The sequence below is a fragment of the Parabacteroides sp. APC149_11_2_Y6 genome, assembly GCF_054506995.1.
Genome location: NZ_CP173709.1, coordinates 3,655,523 through 3,670,129, shown reverse-complemented (window position 1 = coordinate 3,670,129; position 14,607 = coordinate 3,655,523). Strand labels below are relative to the sequence as shown.

The window sequence follows — 14,607 nt, the reverse complement described above, 5'->3', positions numbered from 1 at the left end:
TATGAAAGGATTATATAAAATAGGAGTCTGTCTCTTTATTCTGCTCTTCGCATCCTGTGGAAGCAAGGAGGAGTATAAAGAGATGCGTCCTACCGATATACAAGGTTTTATTACCGGGATGCAGACACGCTTCGAGGCGGTTGCCAAAGCAAAGGCAACGATGCCGGACGACAGCGTAAAGCAATTGGTTCGGGAAGCACATGTCGCCCTTTACCGCGACTACCCCGTCTTCTACGACTGGTGGTTGCAGGATGGAAAAGAGGTGCAGTGGTTCGACGGAAGCCTGAAAGAACAGTTGGAAGCCCGTCTGCAGCGACTGAATGTATCCGTCTCCGTAGATGGTACGCAGGAAAGCGAAGCAAAAGCGTTTGAAGCGTATCTTTCGGCTTGCGAACAACGTCGTGCCGGCAGGCTGTCCGCCTTTGTGAAGAACAATCCGGAGGTTGTCTTTACAAAATTCCGTACCCTGCGTCCTTCTTTCTTTGCCTATACGGAAGGCTTGTCGGATGCCCGCGCCGAATGCAACTATTATGCAGGCGGCGAACTGGCTATGATAAAGATGGACGGCATCTGGGCGAAACAGACCACGCTGCTGGAAGATACGGCAGGCGTATTCCGTGACCCGGATGTCCATTTCGACGGGAAGCATGTAGTGTTCTCCTGGAAGAAATCGGCAAAAGAAGATGATTTCCACCTGTATGAAATGGAGTTCCCTTCACGTAAGGTGAAACAACTGACTTCGGGACTTGGGTTTGCCGATATCGAAGCCATCTATCTGCCGGATGATAATATATTGTTCAACTCAACCCGCTGCGGCTCTTCCGTAGACTGCTGGACGGTGGAAGTGAGCAACCTGTATCTCTGCGACCGCGAAGGACGCTATATGCGTCAGGTCGGTTTCGATCAGGTGCATACGTCCAATCCGACCCTTCTGGATGACGGGCGTGTCGTATATACCCGCTGGGAATACAACGACCGCGGACAGGTCTTTATGCAACCGCTTCTGCAGATGAACCCCGATGGAACCGGGCAGGCGGAGTATTACGGAGGAAACAGCTTCTTCCCGACTACCCTGACGCATACGGCACAGATACCGGGAACCCGCAAGGTGATGGCTACCATTCTGGGGCATCATACACCGCAGCACGGTAAACTGTGTATCATTGACCCCGAAGCGGGACGCGACGAGAACGAAGGCGTTATGCTTGTTGCACCTATCAGCAAACCGGAAGCGGTTCAGGTAGATACCTATGGCCAGTTTACTGACCAGTTCCAGCATCCTTATCCGCTGAATGAAAATGAATTTCTCGTATCCTATACGCCGCTGGGTTATCATGTGGGACATCCGATGAGGTTCGGTATTTACTGGATGACTCCTTCCGGCGAACGCGAATTGTTGGTATCCGACCCGGATATCTCCTGTAACCAGCCGCAATTGCTGGCTCCGCGGAAACGTCCGTTCAAACGGGTGAATACCGTGGATTATACAAAGGATGAAGGCATTTATTATATGCAGAACGTGTATGAAGGAAACGGCTTGAAAGGTGTTCCCGAAGGAACCGTTAAGAAACTGCGTATTGTGGAACCTGTGTTCCGTGTGGCAAGTATCGGTGCGGCATTCGGATTCGATAAAGGCGGGGGCGGCCATGCCTTCAGCCCGGTGGGAGTAGGTAATGCCTCCTGGGACGTGAAACGTGTACTGGGAACGGTGGACGTACAGCCGGATGGCTCTGCTTTCTTCCGCGTACCTTCCCGGACACCGCTTTATTTCCAGGCATTGGATGAGAACGACCGGGTGGTGCAGACAATGCGTAGCTGGTCGACCCTACAGCCGGGAGAAACACAGAGTTGCGTAGGTTGCCATGAACATAAAAACACGGTTCCGGTAGCTTCCCATCCCGTTTCTATGGCTATGGACAAAAAGATACAGCAGATAGAGCCGGAAGGCATCGGCGACCGTAATTTCAGCTATATAAAGGAAGTCCAGCCGATTTGGGATGCCCATTGTATCGCTTGCCATGATGGGGTGAAGAGCAAGTTGAACCTGAAAGGGGATTTGGAGGTCGTGGATGAACAGACGAAACGTAAATTCTCTCCTTCGTACCTTCAACTGACGCATGCCCGTCATATGACACGGGATAACGATTCCTGGCAGGGAGATGCGCATCATCCGGAAGTAAACTGGATTAGCAACCTTTCCGAACCGACTTTATTGGCTCCTTATTTCGCAGGCTCGAATACAAGTAATTTGATTAAGCGTCTGGAACAGGGACATGGCGGTTGCAAGCTGACAAAAGACGAGATAGCTACCGTGGCTCTATGGCTCGACCTCTGCGTGCCTTTCATCGGCGATTACCGTGAAGCGAATGCATGGACGGAAGAAGAACACGATTATTATACCTATTACGAAAAGAAACGGGAAGAAGCGAGAGCGGCTGAAAAAGAAAACATCCGCCAGTATCTCCAATCCCTAAAAAAGAAATAATAGCAACGCATGAAAATGAACCGGATTTTAATATCCTATATGATATGCATGCTCCTGGCGGGGTGTAGCAATGGTAATAAGCAATTGTTTTCTCCCGACAGGATATGGTGCGATGATAGCGGATGGCTGCTGGTAGCCAACCGGGACGGAAAGGAACTTCGGCAACTGGATAAGGACTTGGCTCCCACTTCAGTAAAAGCCATTCTTCCAGCTGCCGCGAATGCGCTGGCGCAGACACCGGACCATCGTCTGTGGGTAGTTTGCGATGGTATCGATGGCATGTTGTGCGAACTGAACCCGGAGAACCTGTCTGTTGTATCGCAGACGAAGCTGGGGCATACCCCTTCTGCCATTGCGTATAATAAACAGACAAAGAGTCTGTGGATTACGCAACGGTACAACAACGAGCTCTGGGAAGTGAATCCTGAAACTAAAGAGGTGTTACATAAGGTTGCAATAGGGCGAGAGCCGGTGGATGTTCTTTCATTTGCCGGCGATAGCCTGTTGCTGGTCGCCAACAACCTGCCTGAAATGTCTTCGACCGATTATCCGGTTGCTTGCCAGTTGGATATTGTTGATGCCAACCGGAAAGTGATAGTAAAACGTCTGCTTTTACCGAACGGTTCCACGGATGTGAAAGCGATGGCTACCGACCATGGGCGTAACTATGCTTATGTCGTACATCTTTTAGCGCGTTATCAGTTGCCCACCAATCAGGTGGACCGCGGATGGATGAGTACGAATGCCCTTTCCATTATCAATCTGAATACAAAGGAAATTGAAAATACCGTGTTATTGGATACACCCCAGAAAGGAGCGGCCAATCCTTGGAACATCGCTATGTCTCCGGACGATGGCCATATCTGGGTGGCTATAGCAGGAACCCACGAACTGGCTTGTATCGACAGGCACCGGTTGCACGACCGTCTGGCGCGTGTAAAGGCTGGCGAGAAACTGACCCCGTCCACTAAGGGATGGGAATATGTGTCCGATGATGCCGGTTTCTTATATGGTATCCGGAAGTTTTACCCGACAAACGGTAAAGGCCCCCGTGCCTTATGTGTTACTCCGCAGGGCGTTTATACGGCAAATTATTATACGGGTAATCTGGTAAAGCTGGATGAACAGGGTAACATGCTGGCGGATATATCTGCCGGAACGCCTTTTAATTCCACGCAGACAGGTAAAGGCGATATGTATTTCCATGATGCGACCCTCGGTTTCCAGCAATGGCAGAGTTGTGCCAGTTGCCATCCGAACGATGCACGTATGGACGGATTGAACTGGGACTTGCTGAACGATGGAATGGGGAATCCGAAGAATACAAAAACACTGGTGCTTTCCCACCAGACACCGCCTTGTATGATAAGCGGTATTCGTAAGAATGCTGAGGTCGCTGTCCGTTCCGGTATCAAATATATCCTGTTCGGCGATTGGGACGACAGTGTGGCATCGGCAATGGATGCATATCTGAAATCACTTTCTCCGCTCCCCAGCCCGCATTTGGTGGACGGCAAGTTGTCCGAACCGGCACAGCGGGGAAAAGCGGCATTCGACAAACATTGTGCTTCCTGCCATTCCGGTGCGTATTATACGGATGGCAAACAGTACAACGTGAACTGGGCTGACGGACCCGATGAAGGCGTGAAAATGGATGTCCCGGCATTGAATGAGATATGGCGTACGGCTCCTTATTTATATGACGGACGTAGTTACACTATGAAAGAGATGCTCCGTATCCACGGTCCGAAAGAGCAGTTGTCCGATAGCGAACTGGATGACCTGGCTGAATATGTAATGTCACTTTAAACTTGAAATGAGCATGAAACGTTTGATAAGCCTTGCTTTTTTCTGCTTGCTGTCCGTACTTTCCGGCAAAGCGCAATATGCCTCTTTTGCCGGGGCGGATTACTCGCAGGGGATAGTCTTTATCATGAAGAATAACCAAATCGTCTGGCAACATAAAGCACCCGAGTCGAACGACCTTTGGGTGCTTCCGGGCGGAAATGTGCTGTTCACAACAGGCAAAGGTGTTCTGGAAGTGAATCCGCAGACCGGGGATACCTTGTTTTGCTATACATCCGAAAGTCCTGTTTTCGCCTGCCAGCGCTTGAAAAACGGAAATACGTTTGTCGGGGAATGTAATGCCGGACGCTTATTGGAAATATCGCCCGGAGGAAAGATTGTGAAAGAGGTCTGTATCCTTCCCGAAGGTGTTGCCGACGGAACATTCGCTTTTATGCGTAATGCCCGCAGGTTAGACAACGGTAATTATCTGGTTGCCCACTATGGCGGCGAAACAGTGAAAGAATACAACCCCAAAGGCAAAGTAGTCTGGGAGGTGAAAGTTCCCGGAGGTCCCCATTCAGTTATCCGCCTTCCGAACGGTCATACCCTGGTTGCCGTTGCCGATAAAACACAGAACCCGCGTATCGTGGAACTGGATAAAAAAGGAAATACAGTCTGGGAATTATCCAATAAAGATATTCCCGGCGAACCGTTGAAGTTCCTTGGAGGTATGCACTATTTCCCGGATGGGCGTTTGCTTTTCACTAATTGGGTGGGACATGTCAATCCTGAAAAAAGAAGCCATATGTTTTTGGTGGATAAAGAAAAAAATATACTTTTCACGCTGAAAAACCATGAAGGGCTCCAGACCATGTCTTCAGTTTTCAGTATGGAAGTTCAGGGTAAATCCTGGCATTAATGGAATTTGTAAATCAATTTAATTAATAAGATGAAAAACCTGTTGATAACCTTATTTTTATCGGCTACCTCAGTAGCTTGCCATGCCGTTTTGCCGGAAAGCACCCCGGAGGAATGTGCCGCAAAAAAGACTTACAAGAATCCGGTGGTGGATTATAGTCTGCCCGACCCTTCCGTTATCAAAGCAAAAGACGGCTATTTCTATCTGTATGCAACGGAAGATATACGTAACCTCCCTATCCATCGTTCCAAGAATTTAGTGGATTGGGAAGAAGTGGGGACTGCTTTTACAAATGAAACCCGCCCTACCTTTGAACCGAAAGGCGGATTATGGGCGCCCGATATTAATTATATCAACGGCCAGTATGTGCTCTATTATTCCATGTCCGTATGGGGTGGCGAATGGACTTGCGGTATCGGTGTCGCTACTTCCGATAAACCGGAGGGGCCTTTTACCGACCGTGGGATGATGTTCCGGAGCAATTCCATCGGCGTGCAGAACTCTATCGACCAATGCTATGTGGAAGATAAAGGCAAGAAATATTTCTTTTGGGGGAGTTTCCGGGGTATCTATGGCATCGAATTGGCGGATGATGGCCTCTCCATTAAAGAGGGAGCAGAGAAAAAGCAGGTAGCCGGTACTGCCTATGAAGGAACATATATCCATAAAAAGGGTAAGTATTATTATCTGTTTGCATCAATCGGTTCTTGTTGCGCAGGTTTGAAAAGTACTTATACCACAGTAGTCGGTCGTTCTGAAAATTTGTTTGGACCGTATGTGGATAAACAGGGACGTCCGATGCTCGAAAATCATCATGAGATATTAATCCGTAAGAACGATGCTTTTGTCGGAACCGGACATAATTCGGAAATTGTAAAAGACAAAAAAGGAAACGACTGGATGCTTTATCATGCTGTAAGTGCAGCTAATCCTACCGGACGTGTCCTGATGCTCGACCAAATCCATTGGAAAAACGGATGGCCGGAAGTAAAAGGCTCGACTCCTTCGTTGGAGGCGGAAACACCGGTCTTTTGATTTTAAAAGATATATGCCGTACCGTACGGCAACTGGTTGATTCTTTTATCTATTTAAATATTGTAAACTTAAAAGTAATGTAACATGAAAAAAATCGTATTAGCATGTTGTGCGCTTGCTCTGACGCTATCGGCTCAGGCACAGTGGAAACCTGTCGGCGATAAGATTAAGACCGATTGGGCTACGAAAGTGGATCCCAAGTCCGTATTGCCGGAATACCCGCGTCCTTTGATGGAACGTGCTGACTGGGTAAACCTGAATGGTGAATGGGAATATGCCATTAAACCGAAAGGTGCTGCTATCCCAGCCTCTTATGATGGAAATATCCTGGTTCCTTTTGCTGTAGAATCTTCTTTGTCCGGTGTCCAGAAAGAAGTAGGCGAAAATAATGAATTGTGGTATCAGCGTTCATTCTCTGTTCCTTCATCCTGGAAGAACAAGGACGTAATGATAAACTTCGGCGCCGTAGACTGGAAAGCGGATGTATTTATCAATGATGTACTGATCGGTTCCCATAAAGGCGGTTTTACTCCGTTCTCTTTCAATATCACTCCGTACCTGAAAGGTTCAAAAGACCAGAAACTGGTGGTTCGTGTTTGGGACCCGAGTGACAAGGGATATCAACCTCGCGGAAAACAAACTTCACGTCCGGAAGGTATCTGGTACACTCCGGTAACAGGTATCTGGCAGACAGTATGGCTGGAACCGGTTGCTAAAAACCATGTCACATCCATCAAGGCTATTCCGAATATCGACAATAGCACTTTGGCTGTAACTGTCGGTACTGCCGAAGCTTGTCCGGCTGCTATCGTAGAAGTGAAACTGTTGGATAAAGGCAATGTGGTTGCCTCTGCCAAAGGTATCCAGGGACAGGAAATGCGTCTGGGCGTAAATAACCCGACTTTGTGGGATACAAAAAATCCGTACTTGTATGATATGAAGGTTACTTTATCTAAAGACGGCAAAGTATTGGATGAAGTTAAATCATATACAGCATTCCGTAAGATTTCTGCTGAACGCGATGCACATGGTATCATGCGTATGTGCTTGAACAACAAACCGCTGTTCCAGTTCGGTCCGCTCGACCAGGGCTGGTGGCCTGATGGTCTGTATACAGCTCCGACCGACGAGGCTTTATTGTATGATATCATCAAGACAAAAGACTGGGGCTTCAATATGATTCGTAAACACGTGAAAGTGGAACCCGCACGTTGGTACTACCATTGCGATAAAGAAGGTATGCTGGTTTGGCAGGATATGCCGAGCGGCGATATGGGCAATAGCTGGCAGCCTCATGTATATGGCGGCGGTACTGACAAAGCACGTTCGCAGGAATCTATCGATAACTACTATCAGGAATGGAAAGAAATCATGGATTTCTGTATGTCCAATCCTTCTGTAGTAACTTGGGTTCCTTTCAACGAAGCATGGGGACAGTTCGATACGGAGAAAGTGGTGGCATGGACAAAACAATATGATCCGTCCCGTCTGGTAAATCCGGCAAGTGGTGGCAACCACCGTGCTTGCGGCGATATCCTTGACTTACATAACTATCCGGGTCCCGACATGTTCCTATTCGACCCGCAACGTGTAACTGTATTAGGCGAATATGGCGGTATCGGTTTGCCTTTGGAAAACCACTTGTGGTGGAACAAACGTAACTGGGGCTATGTCCAGTTCAAGAACAGCAATGAAGTGACTGCTGAGTATGTGAAGTTCGCAAACCACTTGAAAGAGTTGGTAAACCGTGGCTTTGCCGCTGCTGTTTATACACAGACTACAGACGTGGAAGGTGAAGTGAACGGTTTGATGACTTACGACCGTAAGGTTATCAAGATTAATGAAGATGCAGTAAGAAAAGCCAACCAGGCTGTAATCAACGAAATGAATAAATAACCGGCTTTTCTGTTTTAGCGTAAAAGAGATTTGTTTGACAATATAGAAGTGCCTCTCCGGATGTTTTTGTTTAGCATTCGGGAGGCACTTCTTGTTTAGGAATACATTCTTTTATAAACATATTCGATCATTTTGTGTAATTGTATAGTTCTTGGCTGGATATAGGTTAAAAAATCGCCATTTTATACAAATAACTATTTTTTTAATGTCTTCTTTTTAAGGGATGCCTGCCTTTTTTGTGTCTTACTATTGGAACGATTGTTAACTGAAAATACATGCCATGAAATATAGAACTATACTCTTTTGGGGAATTATTTGTTGTTGTTTGTTCACTTTTTTACAGTTTCAGTATAAATTCTTTTTTTATTATCAGGAACAGTTGCAACTGTTTCCGTTGACCGGGCAATATTTTATAGATACCGTTAGCGAACCGGCAGGACTGGCTTTTTATTTGTCCGGATTTATTATCCAATTCTTTGCATTACCATGTATGGGAGCATTGCTTACTACGTTTTTGCTTGTAGCGGTGGCTCTATTATTGTATGGTATATTACGGAAAGTGTCTCCATCCGGTGCGTGTGGATTATTGGCCTTATTCCCGGTTGCGATGTTACTGTTGTATCATCTGGATATTAATTACCGGATGCAGGGAACCGTTTCTTTTCTACTTATGTTGGTATTCATACGGTTGTACCTTTATTTCGACCGTTTTCCATTGCGTTTGATTCTTTCAGTCTTGATGGTTTTTCTTTTATTTTGGATGGCAGGACCTGTTATGTCGTTGTTTGTCGTATGTATAATCCTTTTGGAAGTTTTGCAGCGTAAACAGGGATGGTTCTATTTTCCAGTGTTGCTCTTTGAACTTATTATTATAACCTATGCTTCCATGCTGCTTGCATGGCAGGGAGAATACCAAATGATTGTTCTACCCGATTTATATTATGAGCCGTTGGTAAAATCGGAAAATATAATTCTTCCATGGATTATGCTATTGGTTTCTATTCTTTTAGCCTGGTGGTTCAGGGGAAGGCAATGGTTTGACAACTATTGGTTTTTTGGGGGGCAATGGATACTGGTTCTGTTATTTTTCTACTGGATAGATTTTCAGGAGAAACATATTTCCCTTAAAAATATGGAACAAGACTATTATCTGCGAACTGAGCAATGGGATCGGATTATTTCTTCTTTTTCTATGAAACATGCGGATGTCCAAACTATGAATGTGTTGAATCTGGCATTGGCTTGTAAAGGAGAATTGGGTGAGAAGTTGTTTTGTTATCCTCAGGTAAACGAGGGATGCCTGATTCCGGAATGGAACAGTTCTCTGGGTAGTGCCATTGTTCTGGCTGATATAAACTATTATATAGGTAATGTTACTTTTGCACAAAAGTTCGCTTTTGAAGGATGTGTGGCTTCTGCATGTGGTAACGTACGTTTGTTGCAATGCCTTGTACGGACAAACTTGATTACCGGAGATTATCCGGTTGCGGAAAAGTATATTAAATTATTGGAACAGACCTTGTTTTACCGGGATTGGGCAAGCCGTCAGCGCCGGTATCTTTATAATGATGCCAATGTTTTGCAGGATTTGTCATATGGGGAAAAGAGGAAAGGTTTGTTGCGGGATGACCAATACCGGATAGCAATTTCCGGATTGGAAACGCTGGAATACCTTTCCGTAAATAATCCGGATAATCCGTTGCCTCTTCAATACCTGATAGCCTATTCTCTGCTGAGGAAGGATTTGAAAACGTTCGATGGGTTACATAAGAAGTACTATCGGAGCAAAGTATGGCAATCTTTGGCTACCAGCCAACAGGAAGCTATCGTTGCGTTGTATCAGAAAACTCCTGCTGTCTGGGCACAGAAGGGCGTTAGCCTGAAAGTGGAGCAACAGTATGGTGCTTTCGACCAGGATATGATAGAGAAGCACTCTTTCCTGAATTTCAGGGAGGTGATGGCGGCTTCATTTGGTGATACTTACTGGTTTTATCTGATGTTTTAAAAAAGGGATGGAAAAGATGAAAAGAATATGGGTTTATCTGTTGCTGTTTATCTGTTGGGGATGTTCCGGCGACAGGACAATTACAAATTATAAAGAGGAAGTGCCGGTTATTTACCCGGATTATGCGGAAGTTACGGTTCCATTTAATATTGCACCGTTGAACTTTTCTATCTGCTCGGATGATGAGGCATATGTGATTTTTAAGTATGGCAGTCAGCAGTTTGTGGTGGATGCGGAAAATGGTGATATTATTATCCCGGAGAAGAAATGGAAATCCCTGCTTGCCGGGGCAAAAGGGCAAGCCTTGGAGGTAACGGTAGTAAAGAAAGAACAAGGCAGATGGGAGGGATATGCTCCGTTTCATATCTATGTGGCAGAAGAACCGGTCGACAAGTATCTGGCTTATCGCCTGATAGAGCCAGGGTATGCTTTGTGGAACCAGATGGGGATTTACCAGCGTGACCTCGAATCGTACGAAGAAAGTGCTATTTACGAAAATAAGATGACCGGATATAACTGCGTGAACTGCCATTCTTTTTGTAACCGGAATCCGGAGCAGATGCTTTTCCATATGCGTGGCAAGACAGCCGGGACAGTTTTATTAAATCAGGAACATATGGATTTTCTGAATACGAAAGCGGAACAAACCATGTCTGCATTGGTTTATCCTTTTTGGCATCCGTCTGGAAAGTATATCGCTTTTTCCGTGAATAAAACAACTCAGGATATGCACCCGACTCAGCGGACGGAAGTATATGACACGGCTTCGGATGTCGTAGTCTATGATATTGAAAAACGAGTGATATTATCCGCCCCTGAAATATTTACCCAGGGAAGCTTTGAAACTTTTCCGACATTCTCCCCCGATGGAAAAACACTTTATTATTGTAGTGCTCCGGCTTGTCCGATGCCGGATTCTATCCGTCAATTAAAATATAGTTTGTGTAGCCTGTCTTTTGATGCCTCTTCCGGGGCATTCAGTACAACTGTCGATACATTATATAATGCCTGTTTAAATGGAAAAAGTATCTCATTTCCCCGGATTTCTCCGGATGGTAATTATTTACTTTGTACAATTTCCGGTTATGGCACATTCCCAATCTGGCATAAAGATGCCGATTTGTATCTGATAGACCTGAAAACAGGGAAAGGCCATTATCCGGAAGCCTTGAATAGTGATAATACGGAAAGCTATCATTCCTGGTCTTCCAATGGCAGATGGATTGTTTTCAGTAGCCGTCGTCTTGATGGTTTGTACACACGTCCTTTCTTTGCCTATGTGAATGAGAACGGGGAAATCTCCAAGCCATTCCTGCTTCCTCAGAAGAAGACAAAATATTATACAACTCTGATGAAGTCCTATAATATACCGGAGTTCATTACTGGAAAAGTAGAAAACCGGGCCTTGCGGATACGGAAGCAGGCTGAAAAAGAAGCAACTCCTGTAAGTTTTCGATTGGTAGAGGGGAAATAAAGGTTGTTTTATAGGAGGTATAAATAATTTGTTTACTGGAAAGCTATTGGTTTATATTATCTTTGACGTGTTAAGCTGTTTTTAATATGGAGAAGAAAGTATTACTACTGGCTTTTGTGGTCTTGTGCATTTCTTGTGCATTTGGTGGATGCTCCGGGAATCTGGAGGATGATTCCGTGCAATCGGCCATTAAGTTGTATGATGTGAATCCTTTGATTATTGATGGGGAATCCGGTATGAGAGTATACATCCGGGTTTACAATGATGCGGATACGGTAACCAGCCAATCTATCCCAGTCTCGATAAATCTTCTGGACCGGCACAAGCATCCTATGGGAATTTATCTGGAAAGTCCTTTGAATCCGGAACATACGCCAATCCCTTCGGATAGTTATTACGAAAATTATCTGTTTGCCCCGTTACCCGACAGTATACTTCAAAGAGGTGGAACGATCTATCTGGACATGACCTTGGATGGCATCCCACAGGAAAGGATACAATTCAACTATATATTATTTACCGGGGAATAAATCTGGCCCATTATTTTCCAATCTGGTTATACCTATTAATCAATTCTTCTAAAGTTCTCATAATGCTGCATTTCTTCTTCGGAGCTCCTGTAAAAATACGAAATTGATTTAAAATGTAAAGTAGGATGATGCATAAGTTAAGAAATTCATAACTTATGGTTAAAAATATCTTTAATATTCTGGTTATTATATATATCTTTGGTCGCAATGCGTTGATGTAACCGACAAACGCAAGAAATGTATTGGAATAGATAAACCTTGAATCGTACGATATGGATATATATGATCAATTTTCGAGAGAAGAACTGATTCAACAAATAAAAGTGCTGAAAGAAGAAGTCGCTCAAAATGTCGTGAGAAAAGCTGAGATAGAAGAAATGAATGAAAACCTTCTGAATCAGCGGAAGATAAATTTCCTGAGTATATTGATGAATACGATCCTCTCGAATATATTTGTAGCTATCATCGTAAAAGATATTTTTGACGGTTTTAAATACATCTATTTCAATCATGCGGCAGAAAATTTTATGGAAGTAGATGCTGCTGAAATCATAGGAAAAACAGACTTCGACCTCTTTACGGACCCTAGAAGAGCACACGAAATCCGGACAGAAGACTATTCTACGATAAACCATGGCCGGACTGATAAATCAATGCTTGAATATGAGAAGCCTAATGGTGAAGTCCGTATTGTAAATATCGTTCGCTTACTGATAACCAACCCGGATCCGGGAGCTTCTCCCTTATTGTTGGCAATGCTTTGGGACATTACAGACCAACGGCAAAATGAATTGGATTTGATTAAAGCACAGGAAGCCGATAAGATGAAGAATGCTTTTATTGCTAATATGAGCCATGAAATACGTACTCCCTTAAATGCAATTGTCGGTTTTTCAAGGTTAATAACGGAAACGGAAAATGCTAGTGAACAACAAGAGTTCCTGACTATTATTAACAGCAATAGTGAGTTGCTACTGCAACTGATAAATGATATTCTGGATTTTGCTAAAATAGAATCCGGGGAATTAAAATACAAATTTTCTAATGTTGATTTAAAAGATATCTGCCACGGAGCATACGTTTCACAATCGCTGAAAATGACTTCGGATGTGGCTTTGTTATTTCATGGAGACTCGCTGCCGTCTGTCCGGTTACAGACAGATATGCAACGTGTCGAGCAAGTTTTACTGAACCTGCTGTCTAATGCGATAAAATTTACAACTCAGGGGTTTGTTTCTCTGTCGTATAAGGTAGAAGAAGACTTTGTTCGTGTTTCCGTTACCGATACCGGCGTCGGAATAGCTAAAGACAAGCAGAATGCCGTATTCGAACGTTTTGTAAAACTGGATGAATTCAAGCAAGGAACGGGATTGGGATTATCCATATGCAGAATGATTATTGAGAGGTTGGGAGGAGAAATGGGACTCAAATCAGAATTAGGAAGAGGCTCTACTTTTTGGTTTACTTTGCCTCTGACAGATCCGGTTGTACCGGCATTTGAAGAAAAAAAAGAAGAGATATCCTCTGATACTATTTCGGACGCATTACCCGGGCAATATACAATTCTTATCGCTGAAGATGTGCTGGAAAACTATCTTTTGTTGTTAGCGGTTTTAAAGCAACAATATCGGTTAATCTACGCAGATAATGGCGAAAAGGCCGTACAATTATTTAAGAAGTATAAACCCGATTTGATTCTGATGGATATAAAGATGCCGGTCATGGATGGGTTTGCAGCGACACAGGAGATACGGGAACTCTCGCCGGATATTCCTATTCTGGCACTCACGGCTTTTGCTTTTGCTGAAGAAAAAGAAAAAGCAAAAAAATACAAATTCGATGATTACTTGGTAAAGCCGGTTGATATACCATTGTTAAAGCACAAAATAAAGTATTATCTAAATAAAAATAAAGTAAGGGTATGAAACAAGCATTTGTATTCCTGGCAACAGGATTTGAAGAAATTGAAGCACTCGGTACCGTCGATATATTAAGACGAGGAGGTATCAAAGTTGCAACAGTCTCCATCATGGGGGATTTGAAAGTAATGGGAGCACATAATATTCCGGTAATAGCTGATTATGTCTTTGAAGATGTTGATTTCAGTAACACGGATGTTTTAATTCTTCCGGGAGGCATACCCGGCAGTAACCATCTGAATACCTGTACTCGCTTGAAAGAACTTATTTTGGAGAAACATAAAGAAGGTAAAATACTCGCCGCTATTTGTGCAGGGCCTATGGTTTTAGGTGGTTTAGGGTTATTAAAAGGACGTAAAGCCTGTTGTTTCCCTTATTTCGAACCGACTATGACAGGGGCGATTCCTACGGATAACGGAGTGGAACAGGATGGTAATATCATCACGTGTAAAGGACCCGGATTTGTTTTTGATTTCGGGTTGACCATTCTGAAATCATTGCGGGACGAAGAGATCGCCGACGAGGTTTCTGCGGCTTTGTTGGTTAAAATTTAAAT

The 14,607-nt window shown here is 44.4% G+C and carries 10 protein-coding genes; all 10 read left to right on the top strand.

All coding sequences use genetic code 11. The annotated features are described in order from the left end of the window. Position 1 precedes the first annotated feature (1 nt). The 10 genes from ACGE0T_RS15260 (at position 2) to ACGE0T_RS15215 (ending at position 14,605) form a co-directional block, all read left to right on the top strand. Entirely contained in the window at positions 2-2,485 is a 2,484-nt protein-coding gene (locus ACGE0T_RS15260; protein WP_459187472.1) for an HzsA-related protein, read from the top strand. Between the two features lie 15 nt (positions 2,486-2,500). Beyond that, complete coding sequence (locus ACGE0T_RS15255; protein WP_459190484.1) at positions 2,501-4,294, top strand: c-type cytochrome; 1,794 nt, start codon at positions 2,501-2,503, stop codon at positions 4,292-4,294. Positions 4,295-4,307: 13 nt separating this feature from the next. After that, on the top strand, positions 4,308-5,192 hold the full coding sequence (locus ACGE0T_RS15250) for a beta-propeller domain-containing protein (protein ID WP_459187471.1): 885 nt from the start codon (positions 4,308-4,310) through the stop codon (positions 5,190-5,192). A 30-nt stretch (positions 5,193-5,222) separates the two neighbouring features. Continuing rightward, complete coding sequence (locus ACGE0T_RS15245; RefSeq protein ID WP_459187470.1) at positions 5,223-6,227, top strand: family 43 glycosylhydrolase; 1,005 nt, start codon at positions 5,223-5,225, stop codon at positions 6,225-6,227. Between the two features lie 84 nt (positions 6,228-6,311). Next, the gene (locus tag ACGE0T_RS15240; RefSeq protein WP_459187469.1) at positions 6,312-8,123 is read left to right on the top strand and encodes a glycoside hydrolase family 2 protein; all 1,812 of its coding nucleotides are present in this window, start codon (positions 6,312-6,314) and stop codon (positions 8,121-8,123) included. Positions 8,124-8,403: 280 nt separating this feature from the next. After that, the gene (locus ACGE0T_RS15235; RefSeq protein WP_459187468.1) at positions 8,404-10,128 is read left to right on the top strand and encodes a DUF6057 family protein; all 1,725 of its coding nucleotides are present in this window, start codon (positions 8,404-8,406) and stop codon (positions 10,126-10,128) included. A 16-nt stretch (positions 10,129-10,144) separates the two neighbouring features. Further along, positions 10,145-11,602, top strand: a complete 1,458-nt coding sequence (locus tag ACGE0T_RS15230) for a TolB family protein (RefSeq protein ID WP_459187467.1) — start codon at positions 10,145-10,147, stop codon at positions 11,600-11,602. An 86-nt stretch (positions 11,603-11,688) separates the two neighbouring features. Next, positions 11,689-12,132 carry a hypothetical protein gene (locus tag ACGE0T_RS15225; RefSeq protein ID WP_459187466.1) on the top strand — a complete coding sequence of 148 codons (444 nt, stop codon included), beginning with the start codon at positions 11,689-11,691 and terminating at the stop codon, positions 12,130-12,132. 272 nt (positions 12,133-12,404) lie between these two features. Beyond that, on the top strand, positions 12,405-14,057 hold the full coding sequence (locus ACGE0T_RS15220; protein WP_459187465.1) for an ATP-binding protein: 1,653 nt from the start codon (positions 12,405-12,407) through the stop codon (positions 14,055-14,057). Beyond that, positions 14,054-14,605: a DJ-1 family glyoxalase III gene (locus tag ACGE0T_RS15215; RefSeq protein WP_459187464.1), complete on the top strand. Its 552-nt coding sequence runs from the start codon at positions 14,054-14,056 to the stop codon at positions 14,603-14,605. The genes ACGE0T_RS15220 and ACGE0T_RS15215 overlap by 4 nt, the downstream gene beginning before the upstream one ends. The last annotated feature ends 2 nt before the right edge of the window (positions 14,606-14,607 follow it).

What these genes read in the sequence shown, in the direction of transcription:
- ACGE0T_RS15240 (WP_459187469.1), top strand. Translation starts at nt 6,312, where the DNA reads ATGAAAAAAATCGTATTAGCATGTTGTGCGCTTGCTCTGACGCTATCG.
- ACGE0T_RS15215 (WP_459187464.1), top strand. Translation starts at nt 14,054, where the DNA reads ATGAAACAAGCATTTGTATTCCTGGCAACAGGATTTGAAGAAATTGAA.
- ACGE0T_RS15235 (WP_459187468.1), top strand. Translation starts at nt 8,404, where the DNA reads ATGAAATATAGAACTATACTCTTTTGGGGAATTATTTGTTGTTGTTTG.
- ACGE0T_RS15225 (WP_459187466.1), top strand. Translation starts at nt 11,689, where the DNA reads ATGGAGAAGAAAGTATTACTACTGGCTTTTGTGGTCTTGTGCATTTCT.
- ACGE0T_RS15255 (WP_459190484.1), top strand. Translation starts at nt 2,501, where the DNA reads ATGAACCGGATTTTAATATCCTATATGATATGCATGCTCCTGGCGGGG.
- ACGE0T_RS15250 (WP_459187471.1), top strand. Translation starts at nt 4,308, where the DNA reads ATGAAACGTTTGATAAGCCTTGCTTTTTTCTGCTTGCTGTCCGTACTT.
- ACGE0T_RS15220 (WP_459187465.1), top strand. Translation starts at nt 12,405, where the DNA reads ATGGATATATATGATCAATTTTCGAGAGAAGAACTGATTCAACAAATA.
- ACGE0T_RS15260 (WP_459187472.1), top strand. Translation starts at nt 2, where the DNA reads ATGAAAGGATTATATAAAATAGGAGTCTGTCTCTTTATTCTGCTCTTC.
- ACGE0T_RS15230 (WP_459187467.1), top strand. Translation starts at nt 10,145, where the DNA reads ATGAAAAGAATATGGGTTTATCTGTTGCTGTTTATCTGTTGGGGATGT.
- ACGE0T_RS15245 (WP_459187470.1), top strand. Translation starts at nt 5,223, where the DNA reads ATGAAAAACCTGTTGATAACCTTATTTTTATCGGCTACCTCAGTAGCT.